Consider the following 25637-nt stretch of genomic DNA (forward strand, 5'->3'; position numbering starts at 1 on the left):
TTGGGCAATCTAGATCAGTGAAGGTAATGAATTAGGCTTCTAAAAGATGGATTTGTCTCAGGCAATTGGAAATCTCTTTGATCAGGAAGAGGGAGCTAAATCAGAAGATTCAAAACTTTCAGACTTGCTAAGCCGCATCGCCCAGCTTTTACCAGACACTTCATCTTCTAATCCTGATGGTGACCAAGACGCAGAAGTCCTCTACAGACAACTGACTGATGCCGCCCGTTCAGGCCAGAATGACTTGTTTTTGGAATTAGTGAAAGCTGAAAAAACGCAACCACCTTCTAATGAACCTACTTTACTGATGGCAGCCGTCTTGGCTCATCAGCATGAAGTTGTGAAAGCATTGATGGCCGCAGGAGCTGATGTTAATGCCAAGGTCAAAAAGTTCTTTGAATTTAATGCCTTGGATCTGGCTGTTGGCGAAGAAAATATTGCCATTACCCAAACGCTTCTAGAGGCTGGTGCTGACCCCAACTGGATCAATACCAGTCCAGGGCTTGCTCCAATCACTAAAGCGATCCAGAAAAACAATACTGAACTGGTACGCTTGCTCTTGAAACATAATGCCAGTGTGGTGTTTGAGACAAAGGCAAAACCTCTGGTGGAAGCGGCTCAAAACGATAATCCAGAGATCATCAATCTGTTAATCGAAGCTGGTTGCAGCATTAACGACAAGAACTATAATAGCCAATCAGCACTACAGATCGCTTGCCTAAACTGCAACGTTGAAACCATTAAAACTTTGCTTGCTGCTGGCGCTCAGCTTAGTGCTTCTGGGGATGAGCTGTTTTCAATTTTTTATGCTAAAGGATATGCCAGACAACTATCAGGTTTATTAGGCGAGAAACCTGACCCTACACCCAAAATTCCCCTTGCTCTGCAAGCTCTAATCGATGCAGGTGCCGATCTAAATGTGGTTAGCAATACGGGTACAACGGCATTGGCAACAGCTATTCAGCATGGATATTTAGAGGCCGTTAAGTTGCTGTTGGCAAAAGGGGCAGATCCAAACTTGTCCTGTCAGTCCATCGATTCATGGATGTTACAGAACCCCGAACTGCAGGATCATTATCGTGAACGTTTTGATAAAACGATGCCCCTGAATTTGGCGGCTGCTTTTGGCCGATTTGAAATGGTTCAAACCTTACTTGATGCGGGTGCAGATCCAGGATGTATAGATGAAAAAGGACGAACCGCTCTAAAGATTGCCATTAAGGAGGGGCATCAAGACATTGTTACGCTTCTCAAGAAGACAGGTGCCCCTGATACCCCTGAGGTTATGGAGCATCCTTCGGATACTTTGCTGGGTGCCGCTAAAAAGGGACATCTAGAGTTACTCTCATCTGCATTAGCTGCAGGGGCTGATCCGAACGCAAGCCAAGTTTCAGCCGGGCGTCAACGACGGGAAAAGACAGCCCTGATGTTTGCTGCAGAAAGGGGGCATTTAGATGTCGTCAAACGGCTGCTAGAAGCTGGTGCTGAGGTGGACTTGAGCGATCGCCCTGGCAAGAAATTTGGCAAAACTCCCCTGATGTATGCAGCTCAAAGTGATCAGGCTGATATTCTCAAGTATTTTCTGGAAGCAGGAGCAGTGATAGATGCTCAAGATAAGCGAGGCCAAACGGCTCTGTTTTATGCGGTGGAGGCTAAAGCAGCAGCGGCGGTAGAAGTCTTACTCACCTATGGGGCCGATCCCCATAAACAAAGCTGGGATGGTACTCCGTTTGAGCAAGCGAGCTACAGCAATTCACAAATCACCAAATTGATTACGACTGCCGACCATCAGCGAAGCAGCGAGATGAGTGCAGAGGCTCGGGTGGAAATGCTTAGTTCAGCTGCATTCGACGGTAATGCAGACCTAGTAAGGGATTTGATCCACCAAGGAGTGGATATTAATGCAACGGACAAGGATAGCGGTTGGACGGCCCTGATGTCTGGGGCGGCCCAAGGGCACATCACAGTTGTGCAATTGCTACTTGCTGCAGGAGCTGAGGTCAATCGAGACCTTCCTTCTGGGAAAACGGCTTTATCCGAAGCTGCTTACTGGGGCCGCACCGAGATTGTCAAACTGCTAATTTCAGCAGGCGCTAATCTTAACTCGGCAGATTCAGACGGCTGGACACCCGTTATGAAAACCCTGGTTTGGAACGCCACTGAAGTGTTGCAGGTTTTACTAGATGCTGGCGCAGATGCTTCGGTGCGAAATGAGGATGGGAAAATGGTCCTGGCGATAGCAATTGCGGATGGAAAAACTGAGATCGCAAATATCCTTCGCCAAGCTGGAGTGACCGAATAACCTCCTTAGTAACGTCTAAGAAAATCAACTCGCTCAAAACAAGGATCGTTAGCCATCATACTTAAAGGGGGGACATAGATTCCTTCTTGGACAAAGGTTTCATGGATAAATTGACGAATCACTTCCCACTCTGAATCGTCAAAGTTATCGAATTCAGGCTCCTCGCGAATATCTGATTCAAACCTAAATTCATCACAATATCCCGCATCCTCAATCTTTTTCCCTTGATCATAAATTTGATAACCAAATGCGCCAGAAGTATCTTCTTCTTCAAGGGCAATTGCTGAGGTTTGTAACGTAGCAGAACAATGTTCGCAAATTTTCTCTAGATTTTCCCACTCGTCAACAATCCAATACACAACAGTCCAAGGGTTACTGGTTGGCTGAAGCATTGGAATCCAATAGGCTTTGTCGTCATAGGGCAGAGCCTCATAAATTCGCTTAGGACTTTGACTCTGCTTTTGCCACTCTTTGACTTCAAATTGGTCCATGAGAATGGGGCCAACCAGTTCAATGGGAGCTTTGATAGCAAAGATGGCATATTCTGGATGACCTAAATCCATCCAGTCTCTAAATTCTTTCATTCCCAATGGGAATTCAGGCAATGTTAGTAAGTCCACTCGCTCCACTTGTGGATCTGCCAAGTTGAGATCTAATCCTGGAAGATAGATAGCTTGTTCCGCTAGCAGTTCATCAATGGACTGGTCTAGAGCGCTTCGAATTTCAGTAGGACTGATTTTTTTCAGATGAGGCTGTCTACGCAGGGATGACTCAAAGTAAACGCTGTCGTCATAAATCATCCATTCTGCGAACTCTACGTCGTTTTGATTTTCATAACAAAACCATTCCACCCATTTTGACGTGTCTTGTTCGGTTAGGTGCATTACTTTGGTCTTGAGCTTTCCTGATAAAGTGCGACAGTCTTCTCTTAATAAGGGGGCTCGCCCAATCTCCCAATACACGACACACCAAGGGTTGTCTTTAAACTTAACCACTGGCACACCTTGTAAATCCGAAAGCTTGCCAGTCAGCGGCAATCTTGCTTGATGGCCCTGAATACGAAACACTCTTTGTAGCTCAGGGATTAGCTCGTCCATTTCCACTTTGGCTGTGAAAATGCTGTAGGGGGCGTTCTGTTCTCTGACCCAATTTCGAAACGTAAAAGGTGAGTGTGTGGTATTCACAGGCTGTATTACACGTCTGATTACTTGACTCAGTATGCCCAAGCTAGCCGCAGATCTTGGGCGCTAAATCAAGATAAAAACAATTATTTATGATTGGCAAAAAATATTTGCTGATCCCTCAGTTGTAGATTGATTGGCTAATAACTTTGAGTTTTTTGTATTTAATCTTTCTAGGGATTGAGTCTATAAATTTTGGGTTTATTACTGGGTAAATATTTTGCAACATCACTCAGATTTGATTCCCAAATAGTGCCGCACCATAATAATTTACTTCGCTTCCTCTCAGCCTTGAGTAAACTCTGCTCCCAGTTGATATAGTTCTACGGATGCTCGTTGGTAGCTATAAAGTGCCACTTGGGTGAACTTTTGAATAGGGTAGATTTTGTAGATAGGATCCTTACAGTTCAATCCGTTTAGATAACTCCCATCACTGACATCCCAGAAAGAAATACTGCCATCATTTCCTACTGTCATCAAGATTGCGCCACCAGGCAAGAATTTAACATCTCGAATTACTTCTAAATGTTGGCGCAATCTAGGATGACTAGAGCTGTTAATACAAACTACTGTATCCAACGAGTTAAGGTCCCAAACTTGGATTCCCCCTTTACCACCTATTCCAATCAAAGTATCCATGTCATTAAAATCTAAGTGATAGGGGCGAAATGTTTGCTTCACTTCTGATGCATTTATCTGTTGTCCAGTCTCTGTTGCATAAATACCAAGGACATCAACATCCTTATCACACTCATAATCTGAAGCAATAAATTTCTGCCCATCAGTTGTAAAGGCAAAATTTAGGGTGCCATGGCAGGATTTAAACCGAAATCTTCTCTGTTTATTAGATAAATTCCAGGCAGTAATAGTTTCTCCAGAACCAGTCAATAGAGTGTTACTCAACACATTACTCCCCATTGCCAATGGCCAATGGCTGCCCACATTGTAAGAGCGGATTTTCGTGCGACTTTCCAGATTCCACGCCTGTAACAAAGCCCCTCCAACGATTAAGCAACGACAATCTTCAGTTACGGTCAATGCTTGAATTCGATTGCAATCAGGAAAGTGATGTAAGTTGGCGATTGCCCAAGACGCCTCTAGAGTTCCCTGAGCGATGTTCCACAGTTGAATTGTCCGGTCGAGACCACCACAAATAAAGTAACGACCATCAGGGGTGACGGTAGTAGAAAACGGGCAAGAGTCAAGTTTAAAGTAAGCCTTCGATAGCATGATTCATGTGCTCTGCGAATCAAGTAGACGAAGAATGCAACCTAAAGTGTAGATCTGATGAAGTATGAGTTCATAATCCCTATTCTTCAATATTCCTAATGCTCTTTGCTCACTATTATTCAGGATTTGCTCGCATCCTTTCTCTCAAGAATGTTATGAAGATTTACGAAATACTAAAGGTTCAAAAGGCTCGTTAGTCTCATCATAGAAACTGAATTCAAGTCGCTCATTTTGGAGGCGAAGTCTAACTGTGACTACTGAGGAGTCTCCAGGATCACCAATATCTTCATGCCAAACTGCCTTCCCCTGAAATACGGAAGCAGTAGTCTTTCCATTTTGAAGCGAGAATTCCTGCTGTAAAGTAGTTCCTAGCCTAATAATGCCACTTTGTATTCGCAGCACCTTATTCTCTTCAATTATCAGATTTAAGAGGGTTTCTAAGTTCTCGCGCTTTTGGGGATGAGTTGTGGCATCAAGCTTAGTTTGTATCTTTGCGATGCTTGAACTTTTCTCAGGGACGAGATCATAGTTGCCATCAAACTGCGCTGTGCTTACCTTGGATGGTACTGAAAATTCCTGTTTTGGGTTGAAGGTTGGGACACTACAACCAGCTAAAAACACCACTATCACAAGCATTTGTGAAAGCCATAGAACTTTCAATGGCATCACGGTTTGGGTGCGACCTTTTCATCTTCTGGGCTTGATTGGGGCGATTCAGGCCCAAATTCTTCTTGCATGATTTCTTGTAAAAGCTGAGTGATTTCGGGTAGCAAAATATCGTTCGATTGAGCCAACGCTTCTTTTGTTAGTTGAGGCAAAGTTGCGATCGCTTTTCGTCCTGTTGGCGTTTGGTAGAACTTGATTAAGTCTTTTAGCTCCTTCTCGGTGTAGTACTTGGCATACAGATTGGTGCTAATTTCCTCCGTTATTTCACCAATATTGACCCGGCTGGGCAATAACTCGCGATACCGTTTTACCATTCGTTGGGCTGTGGTTGTGACGCGTTTTACCAGTTCATCCCCTTGTAACTGAGTGCGATCGCGGATCATATTGGCCAACACCTTCGGCAAGGTTTCCTCCATATTGGCCAACATGACCTCTAGGCGCTGTTCAGCATTTTTTTTCTGCTCCGTAATCAGCAACAGCCGCTGAATCAAAGCTAATTTCTTAGGAGAAGGAGGGGGTGCAGTTTCTTCAGGTAGGGCTGTTTCCTTGGGTGTGTCCTTTGCACCACTTTTGTGGGTATCTACAGTCGGTGTGACCGTTTTAGGATCTTCCGCTTTCTCTTCAGAATCAACTGGGGGTTGCTTATCTAGTTTGGGGGATGAAGAATCTTGTGGTGTCTCCGTTGCTGGGGCAGCTGGCTCGGTTGTTGCATTCTCTTCCTGAATCGATGTGGTCTGGTCTTCCGCTTTTACCTCAAAGGGGATACCCATTGGCGTGCCCAGTATCGTCATCGATAGTCCAAATAACCCAATTCTTACACCCCAAGATTGAACCAAGATGTCTGCACTCCTAATAACCGTAAACAACTTATGGGTGCCAGTTTAGCAATTCCTTAAAGACATCATTATTTTGCCTCCAAAGGTTAGCGTGCTTGAATCAGTTACAGGCTTATTTCTACCAAAGTCCTTGTCCAAAAGACTCTTAGAATTAAGTCATAGGTTGTATTGAAGATCCTGACCATGCCTAAGATTCCATCCCAAACTAGTACTGCCTGGCACAGCCCACAGTGGTATCAACGTTTTTTTGCCTGGGCGATGGCTACGGCTGCTCAGGGGTATGAAACCAAAATGGCTGATCGCAAACGCCAGCTGTTTGCACACCTACACGGAGAAATCTTAGAACTGGGACCTGGTGCAGGGCCAAACCTCCCGTACTTCAAACCTGAAATCCATTGGTTAGGTCTAGAGCCCAATCCCTATATGCACCCTTACCTCCAGCAGCAAGCGGATGCGTTAGGGCTAAATATTGAAGTACAGACAACGACCCTCGCTGACATTGCTATTCCCGATAACAGCAAGGATGTCGTCTTATGTACCCTCGTCCTCTGTTCGGTCCCAGATTTAGAATCCACGGTACAAAATATTCTGCGGGTGCTGAAGCCTGGGGGACAGTTTTTATTTATAGAGCATGTCATGGCTCCTGCGGGTAGTTTTCTGCGCCGCGTCCAAACGGGACTTTGTCCCCTCTGGCAAGTCATCGGAGATGGCTGTCGCCTAGATCGAGAGACCGGTAAGGTGATTGAATCTGCTGGATTTGCCAAGGTTGACTATCAAACCTTTGAAGCACCTGTCCCAATTGCGGTCGTCAAGCCCCACATTATTGGGGCTGCGACCAAAGCCTCTTAATCCTCACAACTTCCTCAAACTCTTTGCCTAATTTGGATATATCGAAATAAGGGAAGGGTCAAGTCCCCTTCCAGCTTTGGTTGGTATTGGGAGGATTGCTCATGAATACGACCCGTCGTCAGAATGATCTCTGGCATCGTGACCCTTACGGCATTGTATTTTCAGGTTTGCTTATTTTGTTATTTCTGTTTTTTTCCATCGCATCACTGTTTTAGAGGGGTGATGCAGGACGGAGAGAGTGAATCTATCTGGAGAGGAGATTCACTCTCTCGATGGTAAGTATGCAGAGGGAAAGCTTATGAATTCAACTCAATTGTTACGAGACTATGGTTCTGGACAACGTAGTTTCCAGAATGCCTATTGTCATCAGATTGATCTGCGGGGTGCAGCCTTAAGTCAGATCAATTTGAGTGGGGCTGATCTGAGTCAAGCGGACTTAGCCAGTACAAACTTAAATGGTGCCAATCTGAGTTGCGCTAATTTGACAGATGCTGATTTGAGTCAGGCCGATCTGCGGAGTGCAAACTTGAGTCAGGTCAATTTGATTGGTGCTGATCTCAGTGGGGCAAAGTTGGGGCGGGCTAATCTCAAAGGTGCTGACTTGCGGTGTGCCAATCTGAGTCATGCCGATTTCATTGGGGCTTGTTTGGATGGCGCTGAATTGAGTGGGGCTGAGTTAAACGGTGCCAACATTACCCAAGCAGAATTAAGCCAAACGGCGCGGCATAGTGGTGAATCCCATCGGTGGGTTACTTGGGCCGGTGGTCGCTCCTAGGTTAATGACCGCTCTCTCCTCTCGCCTGGGCTACAGAATGACCTCGTAACTCGGTTTTGGATTACCGTTATATTGAGGAAATGGTGTAGCCCTGCTAGGCGTAGGAGATTTGGGTGAAGACAGTCTACAAAGACAATTGGTTTGATCGGGCTTTTATTTGGTTGTTCTCAGAAAAGATGGCCCAGGTCGCGGGTCAAAAAAGTGAGCTAGCGGGTTACGAAGGGCTGGTCGATCTGTCTGTGCAAATTATGCGAGGTCGAAATGCCAAGCAGCAGCAGGAAGCTTTAGCTACGGTGTTGCGATCGCTCATCCCCAGCTTTGTCTTACTCGGAATTCGCACCCTATTCAATCCCACTCAACGCATCCTGGAATGGAATGCCTGGTTTGCCAGCCGGATGTTTACTTGGCTGGTAGGTCCCTGTGATCTGACGGAGGTAGAGGTCGTCGGTGAGAATGGACAGCTCCGCACGCAACGAAGCGGTCTTCATATTCAAAAATGTCGCTATCTAGAAGAAAGTGGCTGCGTGGGTATGTGTGTGAATATGTGTAAGTTACCCACCCAAGACTTTTTTGCCAAGGAGTTTGGCTTTCCCCTCACCCTCACCCCGAACTTTGAGGATATGAGTTGCGAGATGGTGTTTGGTCATTCTGCACCCCCTATCGAGGAAGAAGCGGTTTACAATCAGCCCTGTCTAGTAGGTGAATGCCAGATTGCTCAACCCAAGGCCCTGGCTTGCCCGCAGATGCGAAGCAACTGACGGGAGCATGGCCTAATAGTGATATTTTTCTGCTAGCAAATATACTTTCCCATCCCGAACAAGATTAACAATGCGGTGTTCTTGATTCAGGCGTCGGGACCACAAATTAGAACCCAGATGCTTAAGCGCTTCGGGCTTGCCAATGCCCGTAAATGGATCTGTGGCAATGGATTCAACCACAACCATTAACCTTAGCGCCAGCTTCCGATCCTGTTGAATCCAATACTGCAAATCTTCTCTAAAATTTGGATCAAGGATGATTTCCCACTTGACCTCAGAAGGGATAAACTTAGCCTTCTTCTTCCCCAAAACCCAGCTCCTGGGTGAGTTCATTTAGAGTCGTGTGCTGTCCTTCTCCTGCTTCAGCTCGTGCGATCGCATCAAAGAGACGGGTGGCATTGGCGGGCGATCTCAGTAGGTGAACCGTTTCCATCATGCTGCTCAGCTCATCTGCCGCAATTAAAGCCACACCGGGTCGATTCGGACGTTGAACAATGACATAGAGCGATTGTCTTCAACATCATTCAGGGTCTCTGCAAAATTAGCACGAGCCTGACTATAACTAAGGGTTTTTGGCAGCATTGACGTACTTAAATCCGGTACGTCAATATTCTAGCAATTGGAATTCTGGTTTCAGGAGAGCTGTAACAGTAGCGGTTGAACATTGCTTCCAAACCAGAATGCTAGCTGAGTTGATACGCCCATATCTCAAACTGGGCTTCTGACGATATTTCAGTTTTTAATGAGCCATAGTGCCCAAGGCAAAACGTCTCAAATTCATTTAGTGCCTGTTCAAAGTCTTCATCAGACGACCGCCAACATAAACCGTAGGCGCGAGCATGCAGAAACCCCAGCAGCTCTTCCACCGTATTGCTCACCAGCCATTTCTTAGCAACTGCATAGTTGGCTCGATATCCTTTTTTGCCGAAATAGTCTTCTACGTTAATCTCTTGGCTGGGGGTGGAAGATGGTGTGTGGGTACCCTTCGCCAAAAACGCTTTGAAGTAATGCTCAAACTCCATGCGGGCAGGTGGTGTGATCCATTGGGCATTCAAATAGAATCCTCCCGGTTTGAGAACTCGTTCCACCTCACCTAAGAATTTCTGCCAGTGAGAGACGGTATGCACCATATGAACCGTAAGGACAACATCGAAACTGTTATCTGGCAAGGGAAGTTGGGATGCATCTGCCTGGATCAGAGTCAGATTTTCAGGATTGCCCTTCAGCTTATGGCGAAATTGATCGAGCATTTCCTGGGAAATATCTATGCCAGTCACAGAATAGCCCCGCTTAACCAAGGGAAGGACATTCAAGCCAGTCCCCACACCAGGCTCTAAAAAAGAGGTGTCTGGATTGGCATTAACCAACTCCAAAATGTAATCTGCGACCTCTTCTGCCACTGACTCCGACATCCAGCGCGTTTGGTCATAGATTGAAGCGATGTTGTCGTAATAGTTGGATGGGCTCATATTGCTGAATACTCAACCGTACTCAAAGCTTATTGGAAGCAAACAATATCTGAACCTACGACTAACCCCACTCATATCCACATTGGTTGCACCGCAATTTTGGGTTAGTCTCCATAAGATCACACCTACCTAAAGAAATCAATCCCTTGTCCAAATCTTGCTTCAATTGATCGTCAAAACTGGGTAATCCATACAAGATCAAAGACGTATTTTGAGCATCACAACTAGGACATGGTAGTTGATGGATTTCCTCAAGATACTGGCGTTCAGCGGCAACTTTAGCCTTGGCTCTGGCGGCTGCCCGATATTTTTTACTGTGGATTCTGGCCATGGTTCATCCCAGGAGCGTGCCGTTGCTAACTCAGCTTTTTGGAATCGCAAACGCCTACAAAGAACTGGAATCTAGACTTTGTGACTCTTCAGGGGTTTGTGGTAAGTGCAAACCACATTCTTCCTTGAGTCCTTGGAACCGGGTGGCGCGATCATTGTCGTCATCGGCACCGACTGGACGGCTAGAATGCCAATCTCCGACAGTGGTATAGCCTAAGTCAAAGAAGGGGTGATAGGGCAAATCATGGGCTTGTAGATATTGGTAAATATCTTTAGAGTGCCAGTTCAGGATGGGGAGAATTTTATACAGATCGCCTTGAGTCTCAACTCGGCGTAAAGACTGCCGAAAATTAGTTTGCTTACTCCGTAGTCCAGCCAGCCATGCGGTCGCCTGCAGTTCCTGCAAAGCTCGCTGCATGGGTTCAACTTTCCGCATCTGATCGTACTGATTGAACGCTTTGACATCATTGAATTCCCACAGCTTGCCGTAGAGCGCTTCCATGCGGGCAGGGCTAATAGCAGACTGATACACCTTGAGGTTAAGCCCCAGTCGTTCAGTTAGTTGTTCAGCAAACAAATAGGTTTGTGCAGGCAGATATCCCGTATCAATCCAAATAACGGGAATATCAGGGACAACCTGCGTGACTAAATGCAGCATTACCGCAGCTTGGATGCCAAAGCTAGTACTCATCACTAAGCCGTCCCCAAAAGACTTGGCAGCCCAACCAACAATATCCTCAGCAGACGCTTGATCAAACTGTTGGTTGATCTGTTCTAAATCCATTGTTTGGCTCGAAGGTTCCATTGCTGGGGAACCAGTTGAAGTGCGGAGGCCATCGGGTTCCCTGCTCTGTTCAGAAGGGGAGGCATCAATTAAGGACATCACAATACCAACGCAGGTTCAAATCTATTAGTACCATGCTTTTTCTATCCGCGATTGATGATTTGTACCGTTCATCCTAGGCAAACGCAGTCTTTATAGATATTGGGGGTTCTAGGGTTGTTCCTGTCTATGCCAGCCCCCATAGTATTAGTGCAGTCTGACTCAACCATTCCTCTCGTTCTGGGGAGTTCCCAAAGCTTCTTCCATCGCTTTATGCTGGGGATTAAAGTTGACATAAGGGATAGAGCTGATCGTGTCACTGGTATTTATTCGTAAGCTGTCTAAAGCAGAAAAACGTGAAGCGGATTTGACATTAGCGTTAACAGCGGAAGAACGAACGCGATCGCGCCATAAATTCCAAACCCCAGAAGGCCAAACCGTCTTCCTACAGCTAGATCGAGGCACGGTTCTTTATGACAATGACTTGCTGCAATCTGATAGCGATACCGTATTGCGTATCGTTGCCAAACCCGAACCTGTTTTAACGGTCCAGGCTCCCACTCCCCTAGATTTATTGCGAGGGGCCTACCATTTAGGCAATCGCCACGTTCCCTTAGAAATTACATCGACCTGCTTGCGTCTTGCACCTGATTCGGTTTTGCAAAATATGCTGGAACAGCTGGGAATGGATGTGACGGAAGAGATGCATCCCTTTCAGCCTGAAGCGGGCGCTTATGGTCAGCAGGGACACCACCATAGCCATTCCCATTAACTAGCCATCAATCCTGTCCATAGATCTTAGAGGCTAAAATAGTCTCATTGCTCGTTAGAAGATCCCATGAATCCTGCTGCAATAGAAGAGCGTGTTCGCTGGACCACTTCGGACCTAGAATTACTTCCTGAAAGTAGCAACCGCTATGAAATTATTGATGGAGATCTGTTTGTGACTCGTGCCCCTCATTGGCAACATCAAAATGTCAGTGGTAACGTTTATGCTGAATTGCGGGCTTGGTCTTTAGAAACAGGGCTGGGGCAAGCAGTTATGGCTCCCGGTCTTATTTTTAGCGATGCAGATAATGTTATTCCTGATGTGGTGTGGATTGGTAAAGAACGTCTAGCCGTTGCCTTGGATGAATCAGGACATCTCGTGGCCGCACCTGAGTTAGTGATTGAAGTTTTGTCAGCGGGTACAGAAAATGAGCGCAGAGATCGCCAAGCCAAACTCAAGCTCTACAGCGTACGGGGGGTGCAAGAATACTGGATTATCAATTGGCAATTGCAACAGGTGGAGATCTACCGTCGCCAACAGGCGATGTTGAAGTTGGTTACAGCGCTACTCGATGATGCAGAGACGCTCACTTCCCCCCTTTTGCCTAACTTTGTTTGTCCTCTCTCGCGAATCTTTGTTTAGGAACCGATTGTCATTATCAGGATGACTGAGCTGAAGATAGACTCTGGCTATAGTATTTGCGGATTACTTGTTCTGCCGGTTTGTTTTGGGGCGAGAAACCAGCCCCTTGTTGTTTAGGATTGGCCTCAATTGAGGGGAACCACTTCCACCAGTACACCCCAGCCAACCAATCTTCCTGCCAGATGGTTTGGAAAAAGGCTTCATAACAATTGGCTTGAGTCTGTAAACCGTCTGGGGTTGCTAATTTAGAGGGATTAATCTCAGAGGTATCAGGCCATTTCCACGGTTCGATAGCGGCATCGGACGTACTGCGATAGCCCAATTCTGTGAAGATAACGGGTTTTTGATATTTATTGTGGAGGGATGCGATCGCATCCCTATACTTCTGCCAAGCCTGCTTCAACTCCGCTACCCTCGGCTCAGTTTTAGAGGCCAGGGGAAAATACGCTTGAATACCAATAAAGTCCAAGGCATCCCAAAACTGGATTTGTTCATAGGCTTCATACCAGTTGGCAGCATAGGTAAGCTGACCGGGATACACCTGCCGAATTTCAGCAATTAATTGTCGCCAATCTTGTTCTCGTTCTACGGCTGTCGTCTGCAGTTCAGTGCCAATACAGAGGATGGGAATATTCTGCTGTTTGGCTAACTGGGCATAATGCAAAATAAATTGGCGATAGTTGGTAAACCAGGTCTGCCAATCCGCCTCAGACTTCATTTTGATATCCGTCCGCCACTTGCCATCACGGGGGCGAGTCAGCCAGATATGCGGTTTTAACAGGGTTTGAATACCCTGCTTTTGGGCCAGTTGGGTGGTGGTGATCAGCCCCTCATCGGTCTCGCCCCACCAAACCCCTTTGGTGGTTAACGCTAAATCAGGGGAGTCAATATCCTGCTGCCATCCAAAAGGGGTTTGAACAATCCAATTCACATGGGCATTAGTTAGGGTTTCAAAATTCTGGGCAGAAATGGGTGTCCGTTCAGCCGTCCAAGACATCCCTCTCTGCTTAGCTCCAGGTTCAATTTGAGCGGTAGCTGGCGCTTGACTATCAGCTGGGAAGAGCTTGCACCCCACTATCAGCATTACGGTCAAACTCAAGAGCAGGATAAATTTTCTCATTCAGTCTCTCAAATGGTTTCCTAACCTGGTTCCTAGGCTAAAGGATTTAGATAATGGCAATATGAGTAATTGCTGAAAATCATCTCCGATAGAATATTTCTACAGGTGAGGAATACTCAATGCTGGACGAGATTTTAAATTCAATCTATGTGGCAATTGTTCTAGATATTTTTGGAGGAGCGGCACTTGCTTTAGGTGCTTCGGCTGGATTGCTTTATTTATCAGTCCTATCAGGACTTTACTCTGAAAGATGTTATGTTTTGACCACATGGTCATTAATTGGCCTTACCCCAGTCTTGGTCGTAATCTTAAGCGCCAACGCCGGATGGGTTGCAACATTGAGTTTCTGGGTTGGTTATGGGGTTCTTATAGTATTTCCATCTCTAAGTAGGGCTTGCTTCGAAAGTCTAAGGTTGAATATTTGCAGTGTATCCAAGTGTTGAGCGCCCTTGAGAAGTGCAAGGAAAATCGTTCAAAATACTCAAAACCTTTGCACATGCACCCCAATGTATCGTCGCCCATCCCCCGGTCAACTGTCCTTTAAGAACTTCTACTTGCCCTTCGGAGGCAAACTATCAGAAGAGAATCGCTGGGTCAAACTCGCCGAGCTGATTCCCTGGGAAGCTTTGAATCAGAATATGCAGACCAATTCAGTCAGACCATGGGGGCACCTGCCAAACCCTTTCGTGTGGCCTTAGGGACCTTAATCATCAAGAGAAACTGGGTGTATCCGATGCAGAGACCGTAGAACAGATTCGAGAGAACCCCTACTTGCAGTACTTTCTGGGTTTTAGTGAATATCGAGAGAGTGCTCCGTTTGATGCCTCCATGCTGGTTCACTTTCGCCAACGGTTGAATCTAGAGCTACTGACTCAAGTCAACGACGCAGTCGTGGAATCAGTGCTCGCATCTGAGGGTTCTCCTGTTGTGATGTCCCCTGAGTCATCTCCTTCTCCTGAAGATGACGAAGATGAGCCTCCTGCCCCTCCCAACCAGGGCCAATTGTTGATAGACGCGACCTGTGCGCCAGCCGATATTCGCTATCCGACAGACTTAGATCTGCTCAATGATGCCCGCAAAGCGAGTGAAGCCATCCTTGATGCTTTATATGCTCAAGTCATGCTGTCTCTCAAGGGCAAACCTCGCACCTACCGCCAAAAGGCCCGCAAAGCTTATCTGGCCATTGCCAAGAAACGTCAACCGAGTCGCAAGCTGATTCGTAAAGGGATTCGTCAGCAGTTGGGCTATGTGCGTCGGAATCTAGCCCACATTGATGGATTGATAGCTTTAGGAGCGTCTCTGTCCCGACTGTCCCGGCGACAGTACCGTCTGTTGCTGGTGATTCATGAAGTCTTTCGACAGCAAGAGTGGATGTATCAACAGCACGTGCGTCGAGTAGATGACCGTATTGTCAGCCTCACTCAGCCTCATGTCCGACCGATGGTCCGAGGCAAAGCTGGAGTACCTGTTGAGTTTGGGGCCAAGCTATCCCTCAGTTGTGTCAACGGATGTGTGTTTCTGGAACGTTTAAGCTGGGATGCGTTCAATGAATCCCAGCATCTTCAATATCAAGTGGAAGCTTTTCATCGTCGCTTTGGCCATTATCCTCTCTCAGTCCATGCCGACCAAATCTATCGAACCCGAGCTAATCGACGATGGTGTAAAGCTCGAGGTATCCGATTGAGTGGACCACCGTTAGGAAGACCTCAACAAGACCCCCAGGTGCAGGGCCAACTCAAGCAACAAGCACGGGAGGACGAAAAGGTGAGAGTCCAAATTGAGGGCAAGTTTGGGCAGGCCAAGCGAAGATTTGGCTTGAATCGAGTGATGGCGAAGTTAGCGGATACGGCTGCTAGTGCGATTGCTATCACGTTCTTGGTGATGAATCTAGAGCGGTGGCTCCGCCACCTTTTATCATTCATTTTTGGGTGGGATTGCTGGTGTTGGAAAGCGTTATGGAGCTGCCAGGGCTGCCTTGGGGCTTTTCTAGGGCCAGTGAAGGAATATGGCCCTGGCCGTCACAACTGGGTTGATTGTACGATTTGATGCCAGGAATTAGCTCAATTTACTTTTTCAGCAAACCCTAAGTAGAATAAATGTCTGGGTACCGATGCGAACGACAATAACCTACTTAATGGCTTTTGCTCTTGTAACAGTAACTTCGATTGTCTTTCTCTCCTATCAACTTGGATATTACTCAGCGCTTACTTCAACTTACTAGCCCTGCTTTACCCGTCGGGGCCTATAGCTATTCCGAAAGTCTGGAATGGTTAGTTGACCAGGGAACGATCAATAACGAGTCCCATTTGCAGACCTGGCTGCTGCAAGAGTTAGCCTATGGCTCCATTCGTATGGAAACTGCGGTCATGGTCCGTGGGTATCGAGCAAACACCGATGTGCAAATATTGCAGTACTGGAATGCTTGGTTATCTGCTGCCAGGGAAACGGAAGAGTTGAGATTACAAAGCTTACAGATGGGGCGATCGCTGTTGCGATTATCTAAAGCCTTGCAAGATCCAGAACACACTAGCCCTGAATTGATGGAGGTTTGGGAGCAATTACAGGCCGGATGCAATTTTGCGATCGCATTTGGACTCACTGCCAACCTCTGGCAAATCCCCTTAGAATCAGCCACCATTGGATATCTCCATAGTTGGGCCACCAATCTGATTAGTGCCGGAATTAAGCTGATCCCGTTGGGACAAACGACAGGCCAACAACTGCTCTTTCAGCTACAGCCCCATATCGAAGCAGCCACCCAATCCATCCTTTTATTAGAAGATGAGGATCTCTGTAGCTGTGGCTGGGGACTGGCTCTGGCCAGTATGGCCCATGAAACGCAATACAGTCGTTTGTTTCGCAGTTAAAACATTAGAACCATAGGCCCACTAAGGCTTGTAAGATACTGGCAGCCTTTTTATTGATCAACCTTCTAAAACCCTAGGACTGACCTCAAATGAATTCCCTTCGCGTGGGGGTTGCCGGCCCCGTTGGATCAGGCAAAACGGCACTCGTCGATGCCCTCTGTAAAGCCATGCGGGATCAGTACAATCTTGCCGTTGTCACCAACGATATTTACACCCAAGAAGATGCCCAATTCTTAGTTCGTAGTCAGGCCTTAAGCCAAGACAGAATTCTGGGGGTCGAGACTGGAGGCTGTCCCCACACCGCCATCCGCGAAGATGCCTCCATCAACCTAGCGGCGATTGAAGACTTAGAGCAACAGTTTTCTCCCGATATCGTGTTTGTCGAAAGCGGGGGAGATAACTTAGCGGCCACCTTTAGTCCTGAGCTAGTCGATCTCACCATTTATGTCATTGACGTAGCGGGTGGTGACAAAATTCCCCGCAAAGGTGGACCTGGGATCACCAAATCAGACTTATTGGTTATCAATAAAACGGATCTTGCGCCTTATGTAGGGGCCAGCCTCCAAGTCATGGAAGAAGATACGAAGAAAATGCGTGGCCCTAAACCCTTTGTGATGACGAATCTTAAGCAGCAGGTGGGTCTCCCCACCGTCATGGAATTTATCGTCCAACATATTCAGCCAGTCCCCAATAAAAAGCGGTAATCAGCAAAGCCAATTACCGCGCAGAGAAGTGAGTAAGGAGTCAAACCATGAAGTTCACTCCAGGAGTTAAAAAGCTAGAACGAGAACACAACCCGTAGTAAGCCCTGATAGAGATTAGGCTCAATACTGCTACTGTTGGGGTTCAAAATAGCCGAGAAGATAGGGCTAATCGTGATGTTGTCATTCACAGGGAAACGATAGAAGGCTTCCAAGTTAATTTGGTCTTCATCGTTTATGCCTACCCCTGGTGATGGCAGATTGTTGAGGAAAGGCATCCCTGCAGATACTGCAAACAAAGAGCCGGGTACTAATAAATCGTGAATACCAGCACCTGCCTGCCAAGTTTGGGCATCAAAGCGGCCTACAGTGCCTGCAGCAAAGGGAATGGGGTTAGCCACACCTTGGCCATCAGCAAAGGAATAACCATAGCGACCGAATACGCCAAACTGGCCAAACTTCGCTTCGGCATTCACACCCACAACATTTTGTTGGACGCCAAAGGTCTCAGAGTTTGTAAATTGCAACTTAATGGCAAAGTTAGAATCATCACCTAACTCACCCGCATACTCCAACTCAGCCGTAGCTTGATAGGGATCACCCACTAAACCACCATCACTGGGAGGACCCGTGTTGACTGCGGAAAAACCATTCACAGCCACATAAGCACCCCGTAGGGACACTGGACCGCCATTGAAATTCCAATCAAAACCAGCACCCGCACCCCCTAAAAAGTTGGTGACATAAGGGGTTATCAAGGGGTTATTGATCAAGAACCAGGTACTAAAACCTGTAAACGGACTGGTGTAGCTATTGCCATCAATAATATCCGTGGGATAGTACAACGGAGCAATGGTGACAGCCAAGTCTTCAACCGGTTTGAAGGTATAAGCTAAGCGATAAAGCGTTGCATTATTCGGCAAACCTGCAAAGTAGTACTGACCAGGGTTGAATAAAGGTGCACTTTGGGCAAAGGGCAGTGTTGCAGTGCTTCCAACCTGGGCATTGGAGAATAAATCTTGACCGTTGTTACCAAAGAACAACGTGGTTTGCAAAAGGTCATCTCCAGAGAAGCTGGTATTGAAGCTCATGTAAACAGAGCCAATTGCACTTGCCCGTGAGTCTGCCAATTGGTTAACGCCAGGCGTTAAACCATCGGAAGAGTTATCGAAAGCTTGGTTGTCTGAGTCACCAAATTGGGCCGTAAAAACAGCATCAACACTCAATTTAGTCGTTGTGGAGAACTGCTGTGCTTCAACGGTTGCGACCCGAGCTTCTAGACCATCAACCCGTCCTCTAAGGGTGGCAAGCTCAGCTGCAAACTCATCTTGCAGAGCTTTTAGAGCATCCAGATCTTCCTTGGTTGCAAAGCGATTACTAAGGTTATCCAGACAGGCGTTCACCAAAGCCGCTGCTTCCCGACGAGACATGGCTCGGCTCGGACGAAACGTACCGTTGGGGTAACCGGCGACACAGCCATAGCGTTCAACTAAAGATTGAATCGCCTGAAACGCCCAATCATCTGGCTGAACATCAGATAATTGGGATACGGAGGTCACTTGACCCACAGAATCAGTTTGGGTTTCCTCCATCAACTCTGCGACAGACGGGGAGGTTGCAGTCGATTGATCTGCGAGATATAAAGACTCCACTTCCGCTACTGAGCTGTTAGAAGCCTCATCAGACTTGACATCCACTTCTGTCAGTAATTCTGAAGGGGCCAAGGATACCTGAACGTCCTCACTATTGTTAACTTCGGAATTGAGCGCTAACTCCAAGGAGGGGATCGCAGTGGTATCGACTTGTACTTCTTCTAAAGCGGCTGGTTCTACTGCTCCTACTGCTGTAGGGAGCAAGCAGGCCCATAATGCAAGAGATGAAAAAACGAGGGATTTATCCCGAATATTGGTCATTTAAAAATCCTCACACACACCTAGAACAGAGATTCATATTTTGAATCTGTTCTCAAATACTAATAAGCCATCAAAAACAATGAACAGACTGCTTAACCACAGACACTAAATGCGAATGATTTAGATGTTGTGGGAGCTTTTGAGTGTTGAATCAGACAAACTAAATCCATAAAAACGCATCAATTGACTATAAAACAGTAGCCAGGAAGACAAAGGATCCGCTTTTAACACTCTGGTCACATTGCTTAGATGATAATTTCCTAACTCCTAGATTAAGGGAGTCTTAGAAGATCCTTAATCTAAGTCCCCCAATTACAACTACGTTATGGCAGGTAATTATTTTGTAAAATGCAATACAAATTCAGAAATAATTAAACTTGTGACTTCTTGCAATCGAAACTGACTTATTCTTAATGGACTCTAGAACTCTTCAATATGTTAACTTTGGCAATAGATATTGAAATATTTGAGTGATATGATGATAGGATTTCGAATTTGAAAAATGAGCTATTGGCCTTGACAAACCACTGTTAAAGAACTACTCATTGAGTGATTTCTCAGCTGAATCGTCAAAGCCAAAAACAGATTTTTTTGACTCATTGAGTGATTTCTCAATTATTAGCCTAAGAATAGAGAAAATTTATAATTTCTCATGTATGGGCTAGCAGCATCCAAGTCTAAGAAGATAAGGCTTAGCCGAACTCAGGTAACAAAAGATATATGTAAGTACGGGTCTAAATGAGCAATTTTCTTTAAAAATAACCAAATTAGGTTTTTAGCCACTATTACTAGAACTTGAGTTTAATAATCATGTTCAAACGTCATGCCCATAGTGTTCTAGCATCAGGGAAAGTATTGGAATTTAAGCTTTTGTTAATAAAGTCAACAAATTCCTATAGTCTTTACAGGGCAAGAGCTTTGGGTTTTATCCGCTTCTGCGAATAGGAGGAAAAGCAGATTTTCTGTATCAGAGGCAACATTTTTCTTGTAACGTAAATCCCTAGTATTTCCCTGTTAAAGGTAATGTTGTTGAAAATCAACGGTTATTAGTATCGTGCTAGTCAAAGGACAAAGCAACTGAATTAGGGGGAAGATCGGAACTGTTTCTTCGGAGATTGAGAAAAAATTGTCTACCTATGACATGTTATGTAAGCAATCTGTTATTTGTAAAACATGTCTGTAGTTTTAAAGTTACTTTGTGTTGAGGAGTGAATCGGTTTATGGCCAGAGGATTTGGTCGGCGCGAATTCCTAATCATGGGTTCCGTCGCTTCAGGGAGCGTGCTGCTCAAAGCCTGTACACCAGGTAGTCAAGAAGGTAGTAGCACTGATAGTGGTAGTGCTTCTGGTGACACCATCAAAGTAGGGATTCTCCACTCTTTAAGTGGAACCATGGCGATTAGTGAAAAAAGTGTGGTTGACGCTGAAAAACTAGCTATTAAGGAAATTAATGAAGCTGGTGGCGTCCTTGGGAAACAGATCGAGGCCATTGTTGAAGATGGTCAGTCTGACTGGGATAAGTTCTCTGAAAAGGCTAAAAAGCTGATTGAGCAAGACAAGGTTGTGACCGTCTTCGGATGTTGGACCTCTGCTAGTAGAAAAGCTGTCAAACCTGTATTTGAATCCAAAGACCATATGCTTTGGTATCCCGTTCAGTACGAAGGCCAAGAGTGCTCTAAGAATATTTTCTATACAGGTGCGGCTCCAAACCAGCAAATTGAGCCTTCCGTTGATTGGTTGCTGGAAGAATATAAGGACAAGCCTTTCTTTTTGGTTGGGTCAGACTACGTTTTCCCCCGCACTGCAAACACCATCATTAAGGCTCAGCTAGAAGCGAAGGGCGGTAAGCATGTGGGTGAAGAATATATCCAGTTGGGTAGTACTGATGTCACCCCTGTGATTGCCAAAATCCAAGCGGCCTTGCCGGATGGGGGTGTTATTTACAACAGCCTAAATGGTGATACCAACGTTGCCTTCTTTAAGCAACTCCAAGGTAAAGGACTAGGCCCCGATAAATACCCCTCCATGTCAGTCAGTATTGCGGAAGAAGAAGTAAAGGCCATCGGGGTTGAGTATCTTAAAGATCACTATGCAGCTTGGAACTACTTCCAAACGGTTGATTCTCCTGAAAGTAAGAAGTTCGTCGAAGCCTTCAAAAAAGAATATGGCGAGGATCGGGTTGTGAACGATCCCATGGAAGCGTCTTACATCATGGTTTATTTGTGGAAGCAAGCTGTTGAACAGGCAGGCACTGCAGATGATCTAGAAAAAGTAAGAGCTGCTGCGATTGGCCAAGAATTTGCAGCACCCAATGGTCCTGTTAAGGTTGCAGGCAACCACCATATTTCCAAGACCGTGAGAATTGGCAAGATTGGAGAGGATGGTCTCTTTGAAATTGTGAATTCCACCGATGGTCCTGTAGAACCCATTGCCTGGAACCAATTTGTGAAGGATACCAAGGGATATGCCTGTGATTGGTCTGATCCCAATAAAGGCGAGAAATATAAGATCTAAACCTCGCCTAACGTTATCAACAACCCTGTCACCATAAGGAGATGCTTTGCTCACTTCGTTATTGGACGGTTTGTTTGATGGCATCAGCATAGGCTCAGTGTTGCTGTTAGCAGCATTGGGCCTTGCCATTGTTTTTGGCCTAATGGGTGTGATTAACATGGCCCATGGGGAGTTGATGATGATCGGTGCCTATACAACCTTCGTGGTCCAGAATGCTTTTAAATCGTTCGGGGAACCCTGGTTCGGTGCCTATATTTTTGTGGCATTGATCTGTGCTTTTTTAGTCACCGCTTTATTGGGGCTCATTCTAGAAAGAGGAGTCATTCGCCACCTTTATGGCAGACCTTTAGAGACACTCCTGGCAACCTGGGGGGTCAGCTTAATTCTGCGACAGTTTGTGCGGAGTGTAAGCTGGGTGATGGTGCTAGGGATAGGCGTGTTTTGCATCCTTTACTTTGGGGCAATGATCATTATTTCCCGGATGCCAAATGTCGAAAAAATCCGAGGCTGGGCGCGTACTGTTTTAATCCCTCTTTCTGCCGGGATCGCCTGGTCAGCCGGTAGCATGTTGGGGCAAACCTATCAGCTAGCAGCGACTAAACCTTGGTTTGGTGCCCAAAATGTCGATGTCACTGCGCCAGGTTGGCTACGGAAGGGGATCAAGCTAGGCACCTATCAATTGCCTTATGTTCGTCTATTTATCCTGGTATTGACGATTGTTTGCATCATTGGCATGTATATGTTTTTACAACGCTCGGCTTGGGGACTGCGGATTCGAGCAGTAACCCAAAATCGGAGTATGAGCGCTTGTTTAGGCATTCCCACCAAGCGAGTGGACGCCCTTACTTTTGCCTTGGGGTCAGGTCTGGCAGGGGTTGCGGGTTGTGCCGTGAGTTTATTAGGTTCCGTTGGTCCCAATACAGGCCAGAATTATATCGTGGACACCTTTATGGTGGTTGTTGTCGGGGGAGTAGGCAAGCTGGTCGGCAGCATTGTTGCGGCAATGGCGATTGGCATCGCCAATTATATGATTGGCGCTAATGCCCTTAGTCCGCTAGTAGCCTGGTTTCCTCAGCTGGCTAGTGTTTTAGAGTTCTTCGCCAACGCTAGTATGGCGAAAGTGCTGGTCTTTGCGCTCATCGTTACGTTCTTGCAATTCCGACCTGCTGGCATATTCCCTCAAAAAGGACGCATGGTAGATGCTTAAAAGCAGCATATGATTACAGATTCTTCTCCCGTCAAGTCCTCATCTGCCATGCGCCGACGCTCATTATTGATCGAAGGGGTGATCGTGGTTGTGATCGCACTCTTTATCCAATTTGGTGCGCCCCTACTGCTCACTGCCATCGGTCAGGAATTCCGCATCAATATGCTGGGCCGCTTTATGTCCTTAGCGATTGTGGCTTTGGGGATTGATCTGATCTGGGGCTACACTGGCATGCTCAGCTTAGGCCACGGTATCTTCTTCTCATTAGGGGGATATGCCCTAGGCATGTTTCTGCAGCTCCAACTCCCGGAAGGTCAGCTCCCAGAGTTTTTTACCTTATTTGGGGTAGACAAGCTCCCCGGGTTTTGGCAACCCTTTCACTCCCTACCCTTTACCCTGGCAGCCATTGTGTTGATTCCGGCTTCAATTGCTGCCCTACTCGGCTACTTAGTGTTTCGCAATCGCATTCGAGGAGTGTACTTCTCAATCCTGACCCAAGCGTCTCTGATTGTGTTCTTTAACTTTTTCAATAGCCAACAGAAGCTGATTAACGGCACAAACGGCCTAAAAACTGATACTACGAAGATATTTGGGGTTTATGCAGGATCAGACCAAGCCCAGGCTGTTTTCTACACCCTCACGGTTATTTTCTTAGTCTTGGCCTACTTACTCTGTCGATGGTTGACCAGTGGCCGGTTGGGCCGATTATTAATTGCGATTCGGGATGATGAAAGTCGGGTGAGATTTTCAGGTTACGATCCGACGGGTTTCAAGGTTCTGGTCTTTGCCGTATCAGCAGGACTTGCCGGAATTGCTGGCGCACTCTATACCGTCCAATCAGGGATTATCTCACCTAAAACTATGGATATCGCCTTTTCCATTGAGATGGTCATTTGGGTTGCTGTTGGGGGAAGAGCCAGTTTAGTCGGTGCCATTTTTGGGGCATTGGCCGTTAATTTCGCCAAAAGTCTTTTGAGTGAGCAATTCCCCGAAATTTGGCTGTTTTTCCAGGGGGCTTTGTTCTTGGTGGTTGTTACCGTCCTCCCCGGTGGATTTGTCGGTTGGCTACGCAACGAAGGACAGGAACTGCTCCGCTCCTTGCTGGGTCGACCGCGGCGAATCATGACCTACCCTAGTTTGGCTGAAGATCCGGAAGTAGACTATGAGCGACAAAATCTTAGAAATTGAAAATTTAACCGTCAGCTTTGAGGGGTTTAAAGCCCTGAACCAGCTCAACTTCAGCATGGACACCGGAGAGCTGCGGGTCATTATTGGTCCCAATGGCGCTGGCAAAACCACCTTTCTGGACGTGATTACAGGTAAGGTTCAACCCACAACCGGGAGGGCCTTATTCAAAGGTAAAAATCTCCGTTCCAGATCCGAGCACAACATCTCTCGGCTGGGGATTGGTCGCAAGTTCCAAACGCCGCGGGTCTATCTCCAACTCACCCCCCGCGAAAACTTAGATTTATCTTGCAATCGCCATAAAAATGTCTTGGCGACTTTGATGGGACGCCCTTCTGGAACAGAACATCGCACCGTTGCCGGGTTACTTGAAACCATCGGACTGACCACCAAAGCGGATATTCCGGCGGCGCTCCTGTCCCATGGTGAAAAACAACGTCTAGAAATTGGCATGCTTGTGGCCCAATCACCGGATTTACTGTTAGTAGATGAACCTGTTGCCGGTTTAACGGATGAGGAAACAGAAAATGTGGGCAGCTTGTTGATCACCCTGGCTGAAAGTCATTCGATCATTGTGATCGAGCATGACATGGAATTTGTCCGCCAGATTGCCCGACAAGTCACGGTATTGCATCAAGGTTCTGTCTTATGTGAAGGCACCATGGATGAAGTGCAGAATAATCCCCAAGTGATAGAAGTTTATTTGGGACAGCCGGAGGAAGACGATGGTTAATCACATGGACTCGTCCCCAAATCAAACCCCCCAGCCTCTCCTCGATATTTCCAACCTCAATGTCTACTACGGCGAAAGCCATATTCTTCGCAATGTGGATATGAGTGTAGGCCCGGGCAAAATGGTCTGCCTGATTGGTCGCAACGGCGTTGGTAAAACGACCCTGCTCAAAACGGTTTTAGGCTTACTGTCTCCCCGAACAGGCAACATTGCGTTGGACGGTCTCCCGTTACTCAATAAAACACCCGATCAGCGGGCACGATTAGGGATTGGGTACGTTCCCCAAGGCCGAGAAATCATTCCCAGTCTGACGGTGCAAGAAAATCTAATTTTGGGGTTAGAAGCCCGACCTCAAGGTCGCAAAAACAGCTCAGCCATTCCTGATCAAGTGTTTCAACTCTTTCCAGTCTTAGCCAGTATGCTGGGACGAATGGGAGGAGACCTGAGTGGCGGTCAGCAGCAACAATTAGCCATTGCTAGAGCATTAGTTGGTGAGCCACGTCTATTGGTTTTAGATGAACCGACGGAAGGCATTCAGCCGTCGATTATCCTTGAAATTGAAGCTGCTGTGCGCCGAATTGTTGAAACCACAGGCGTCTCTGTGCTTTTGGTTGAACAACATCTTCATTTTGTACGCCAGGCGGATTGGTATTACGCTATGCAAAAGGGGGGGATTGTTGCATCTGGGTCAACTGATGAGCTGAGTAATCAAGTGATTCAAGAGTTTTTAGCTGTTTGATCCCTTTGTACCTAGACTAGGCCGACACT

Annotated in this window: 24 protein-coding genes and 1 pseudogene; 14 read left to right on the forward strand and 11 right to left on the reverse strand. The window is 46.5% G+C overall.

Translation table 11 applies throughout. From position 1 onward, the window contains the following. Positions 1-46 precede the first annotated feature (46 nt). The gene (locus ON05_RS23825; RefSeq protein ID WP_010468076.1) at positions 47-2302 is read left to right on the forward strand and encodes an ankyrin repeat domain-containing protein; all 2256 of its coding nucleotides are present in this window, start codon (positions 47-49) and stop codon (positions 2300-2302) included. Between the two features lie 5 nt (positions 2303-2307). Here ON05_RS23825 and ON05_RS23830 read toward each other — a convergent pair whose 3' ends face one another. From ON05_RS23830 to ON05_RS23845, 4 genes are all read right to left on the reverse strand, one after another. Then, positions 2308-3486 (reverse strand): hypothetical protein, encoded by a 1179-nt coding sequence (locus ON05_RS23830; protein WP_029314930.1) that lies wholly within the window; start codon positions 3484-3486, stop codon positions 2308-2310. A 282-nt stretch (positions 3487-3768) separates the two neighbouring features. Then, positions 3769-4713, reverse strand: a complete 945-nt coding sequence (locus ON05_RS23835; protein ID WP_010468071.1) for a WD40 repeat domain-containing protein — start codon at positions 4711-4713, stop codon at positions 3769-3771. A 153-nt stretch (positions 4714-4866) separates the two neighbouring features. After that, complete coding sequence (locus ON05_RS23840) at positions 4867-5379, reverse strand: hypothetical protein (RefSeq protein WP_010468069.1); 513 nt, start codon at positions 5377-5379, stop codon at positions 4867-4869. After that, positions 5379-6215, reverse strand: a complete 837-nt coding sequence (locus tag ON05_RS23845; RefSeq protein ID WP_010468068.1) for a DUF2059 domain-containing protein — start codon at positions 6213-6215, stop codon at positions 5379-5381. The genes ON05_RS23840 and ON05_RS23845 overlap by 1 nt, the downstream gene beginning before the upstream one ends. 183 nt (positions 6216-6398) lie before the next feature. Here ON05_RS23845 and ON05_RS23850 point away from each other — a divergent pair, with 183 nt between their 5' ends. The 3 genes from ON05_RS23850 to ON05_RS23860 all read left to right on the forward strand — a co-directional run bounded on the left by ON05_RS23850 (position 6399) and on the right by ON05_RS23860 (position 8597). Further along, positions 6399-7064 carry a class I SAM-dependent methyltransferase gene (locus ON05_RS23850; protein ID WP_010468067.1) on the forward strand — a complete coding sequence of 222 codons (666 nt, stop codon included), beginning with the start codon at positions 6399-6401 and terminating at the stop codon, positions 7062-7064. A gap of 298 nt (positions 7065-7362) precedes the next feature. Next, positions 7363-7839 carry a pentapeptide repeat-containing protein gene (locus tag ON05_RS23855; protein ID WP_029314929.1) on the forward strand — a complete coding sequence of 159 codons (477 nt, stop codon included), beginning with the start codon at positions 7363-7365 and terminating at the stop codon, positions 7837-7839. 113 nt (positions 7840-7952) lie between these two features. Further along, positions 7953-8597, forward strand: coding sequence for a DUF4033 domain-containing protein (locus ON05_RS23860; RefSeq protein ID WP_010468065.1), 645 nt, complete (start codon positions 7953-7955; stop codon positions 8595-8597). 12 nt (positions 8598-8609) lie between these two features. On the opposite strand, the gene ON05_RS23865 is transcribed toward ON05_RS23860, so the two are convergent. From ON05_RS23865 to cysH, 5 genes are all read right to left on the reverse strand, one after another. Next, positions 8610-8906, reverse strand: a complete 297-nt coding sequence (locus ON05_RS23865) for a Txe/YoeB family addiction module toxin (protein WP_010468064.1) — start codon at positions 8904-8906, stop codon at positions 8610-8612. Further along, positions 8887-9066: a type II toxin-antitoxin system Phd/YefM family antitoxin gene (locus ON05_RS23870; RefSeq protein WP_236618804.1), complete on the reverse strand. Its 180-nt coding sequence runs from the start codon at positions 9064-9066 to the stop codon at positions 8887-8889. The genes ON05_RS23865 and ON05_RS23870 overlap by 20 nt, the downstream gene beginning before the upstream one ends. Before the next feature lie 214 nt (positions 9067-9280). After that, positions 9281-10066, reverse strand: coding sequence for a class I SAM-dependent methyltransferase (locus ON05_RS23875; RefSeq protein WP_010468062.1), 786 nt, complete (start codon positions 10064-10066; stop codon positions 9281-9283). 61 nt (positions 10067-10127) lie between these two features. Then, positions 10128-10397 (reverse strand): hypothetical protein, encoded by a 270-nt coding sequence (locus ON05_RS23880; RefSeq protein ID WP_010468061.1) that lies wholly within the window; start codon positions 10395-10397, stop codon positions 10128-10130. Between the two features lie 54 nt (positions 10398-10451). Further along, on the reverse strand, positions 10452-11279 hold the full coding sequence (gene cysH, locus ON05_RS23885; RefSeq protein WP_010468060.1) for a phosphoadenosine phosphosulfate reductase: 828 nt from the start codon (positions 11277-11279) through the stop codon (positions 10452-10454). A gap of 253 nt (positions 11280-11532) precedes the next feature. On the opposite strand from cysH, the gene ureE reads away from it, so the two are divergent. Next, positions 11533-11991 carry an urease accessory protein UreE gene (ureE, locus tag ON05_RS23890; protein ID WP_010468059.1) on the forward strand — a complete coding sequence of 153 codons (459 nt, stop codon included), beginning with the start codon at positions 11533-11535 and terminating at the stop codon, positions 11989-11991. Between the two features lie 66 nt (positions 11992-12057). Continuing rightward, positions 12058-12630, forward strand: a complete 573-nt coding sequence (locus ON05_RS23895; RefSeq protein ID WP_010468058.1) for a Uma2 family endonuclease — start codon at positions 12058-12060, stop codon at positions 12628-12630. Between the two features lie 16 nt (positions 12631-12646). Here the strand turns inward: ON05_RS23895 and ON05_RS23900 are convergent, their stop codons facing one another. Further along, positions 12647-13750: a glycoside hydrolase family 113 gene (locus ON05_RS23900; protein WP_010468057.1), complete on the reverse strand. Its 1104-nt coding sequence runs from the start codon at positions 13748-13750 to the stop codon at positions 12647-12649. Positions 13751-14256: 506 nt separating this feature from the next. On the opposite strand from ON05_RS23900, the pseudogene ON05_RS23905 reads away from it, so the two are divergent. The 3 genes and pseudogenes from ON05_RS23905 to ureG all read left to right on the forward strand — a co-directional run bounded on the left by ON05_RS23905 (position 14257) and on the right by ureG (position 17321). Continuing rightward, positions 14257-15783: pseudogene (locus ON05_RS23905) on the forward strand (IS5 family transposase). 132 nt (positions 15784-15915) lie between these two features. Continuing rightward, positions 15916-16617 carry an urease accessory protein UreF gene (locus ON05_RS23910; protein ID WP_010479693.1) on the forward strand — a complete coding sequence of 234 codons (702 nt, stop codon included), beginning with the start codon at positions 15916-15918 and terminating at the stop codon, positions 16615-16617. A gap of 89 nt (positions 16618-16706) precedes the next feature. Further along, the gene (gene ureG / locus ON05_RS23915; RefSeq protein ID WP_010479691.1) at positions 16707-17321 is read left to right on the forward strand and encodes an urease accessory protein UreG; all 615 of its coding nucleotides are present in this window, start codon (positions 16707-16709) and stop codon (positions 17319-17321) included. Between the two features lie 74 nt (positions 17322-17395). Here the strand turns inward: ureG and ON05_RS23920 are convergent, their stop codons facing one another. Beyond that, positions 17396-19231 carry an iron uptake porin gene (locus ON05_RS23920; protein WP_010479689.1) on the reverse strand — a complete coding sequence of 612 codons (1836 nt, stop codon included), beginning with the start codon at positions 19229-19231 and terminating at the stop codon, positions 17396-17398. 1220 nt (positions 19232-20451) lie between these two features. Between ON05_RS23920 and urtA the strand changes: the two genes are divergently transcribed. From urtA to urtE, 5 genes are read left to right on the forward strand one after another with little or no spacing between them, the layout of a single operon-like run. Continuing rightward, complete coding sequence (gene urtA, locus ON05_RS23925; protein WP_010479687.1) at positions 20452-21744, forward strand: urea ABC transporter substrate-binding protein; 1293 nt, start codon at positions 20452-20454, stop codon at positions 21742-21744. Between the two features lie 46 nt (positions 21745-21790). Further along, positions 21791-22951, forward strand: a complete 1161-nt coding sequence (gene urtB, locus ON05_RS23930; protein WP_010479685.1) for an urea ABC transporter permease subunit UrtB — start codon at positions 21791-21793, stop codon at positions 22949-22951. A gap of 9 nt (positions 22952-22960) precedes the next feature. Then, positions 22961-24139, forward strand: coding sequence for an urea ABC transporter permease subunit UrtC (urtC, locus tag ON05_RS23935; RefSeq protein ID WP_010479683.1), 1179 nt, complete (start codon positions 22961-22963; stop codon positions 24137-24139). After that, entirely contained in the window at positions 24114-24869 is a 756-nt protein-coding gene (gene urtD, locus ON05_RS23940; protein WP_010479680.1) for an urea ABC transporter ATP-binding protein UrtD, read from the forward strand. The genes urtC and urtD overlap by 26 nt, the downstream gene beginning before the upstream one ends. Next, complete coding sequence (gene urtE / locus ON05_RS23945) at positions 24862-25608, forward strand: urea ABC transporter ATP-binding subunit UrtE (protein WP_010479678.1); 747 nt, start codon at positions 24862-24864, stop codon at positions 25606-25608. Before urtD ends, urtE begins: the two co-directional genes overlap by 8 nt. Positions 25609-25637: the final 29 nt, after the last annotated feature.

It is taken from the genome of Acaryochloris sp. CCMEE 5410, assembly GCF_000238775.2.
Classification (GTDB): domain Bacteria; phylum Cyanobacteriota; class Cyanobacteriia; order Thermosynechococcales; family Thermosynechococcaceae; genus Acaryochloris.

What these genes read in the sequence shown, in the direction of transcription:
- ON05_RS23825 (WP_010468076.1), top strand. Translation starts at nt 47, where the DNA reads ATGGATTTGTCTCAGGCAATTGGAAATCTCTTTGATCAGGAAGAGGGA.
- ON05_RS23835 (WP_010468071.1), bottom strand. Translation starts at nt 4,713, where the DNA reads ATGCTATCGAAGGCTTACTTTAAACTTGACTCTTGCCCGTTTTCTACT.
- ON05_RS23840 (WP_010468069.1), bottom strand. Translation starts at nt 5,379, where the DNA reads ATGCCATTGAAAGTTCTATGGCTTTCACAAATGCTTGTGATAGTGGTG.
- ON05_RS23850 (WP_010468067.1), top strand. Translation starts at nt 6,399, where the DNA reads ATGCCTAAGATTCCATCCCAAACTAGTACTGCCTGGCACAGCCCACAG.
- ON05_RS23855 (WP_029314929.1), top strand. Translation starts at nt 7,363, where the DNA reads ATGAATTCAACTCAATTGTTACGAGACTATGGTTCTGGACAACGTAGT.
- ON05_RS23875 (WP_010468062.1), bottom strand. Translation starts at nt 10,066, where the DNA reads ATGAGCCCATCCAACTATTACGACAACATCGCTTCAATCTATGACCAA.
- ON05_RS23880 (WP_010468061.1), bottom strand. Translation starts at nt 10,397, where the DNA reads ATGGCCAGAATCCACAGTAAAAAATATCGGGCAGCCGCCAGAGCCAAG.
- cysH (WP_010468060.1), bottom strand. Translation starts at nt 11,279, where the DNA reads ATGTCCTTAATTGATGCCTCCCCTTCTGAACAGAGCAGGGAACCCGAT.
- ON05_RS23895 (WP_010468058.1), top strand. Translation starts at nt 12,058, where the DNA reads ATGAATCCTGCTGCAATAGAAGAGCGTGTTCGCTGGACCACTTCGGAC.
- ON05_RS23900 (WP_010468057.1), bottom strand. Translation starts at nt 13,750, where the DNA reads ATGAGAAAATTTATCCTGCTCTTGAGTTTGACCGTAATGCTGATAGTG.
- ureG (WP_010479691.1), top strand. Translation starts at nt 16,707, where the DNA reads ATGAATTCCCTTCGCGTGGGGGTTGCCGGCCCCGTTGGATCAGGCAAA.
- ON05_RS23920 (WP_010479689.1), bottom strand. Translation starts at nt 19,231, where the DNA reads ATGACCAATATTCGGGATAAATCCCTCGTTTTTTCATCTCTTGCATTA.
- urtA (WP_010479687.1), top strand. Translation starts at nt 20,452, where the DNA reads ATGGCCAGAGGATTTGGTCGGCGCGAATTCCTAATCATGGGTTCCGTC.
- urtC (WP_010479683.1), top strand. Translation starts at nt 22,961, where the DNA reads ATGATTACAGATTCTTCTCCCGTCAAGTCCTCATCTGCCATGCGCCGA.
- urtD (WP_010479680.1), top strand. Translation starts at nt 24,114, where the DNA reads ATGAGCGACAAAATCTTAGAAATTGAAAATTTAACCGTCAGCTTTGAG.
- urtE (WP_010479678.1), top strand. Translation starts at nt 24,862, where the DNA reads ATGGTTAATCACATGGACTCGTCCCCAAATCAAACCCCCCAGCCTCTC.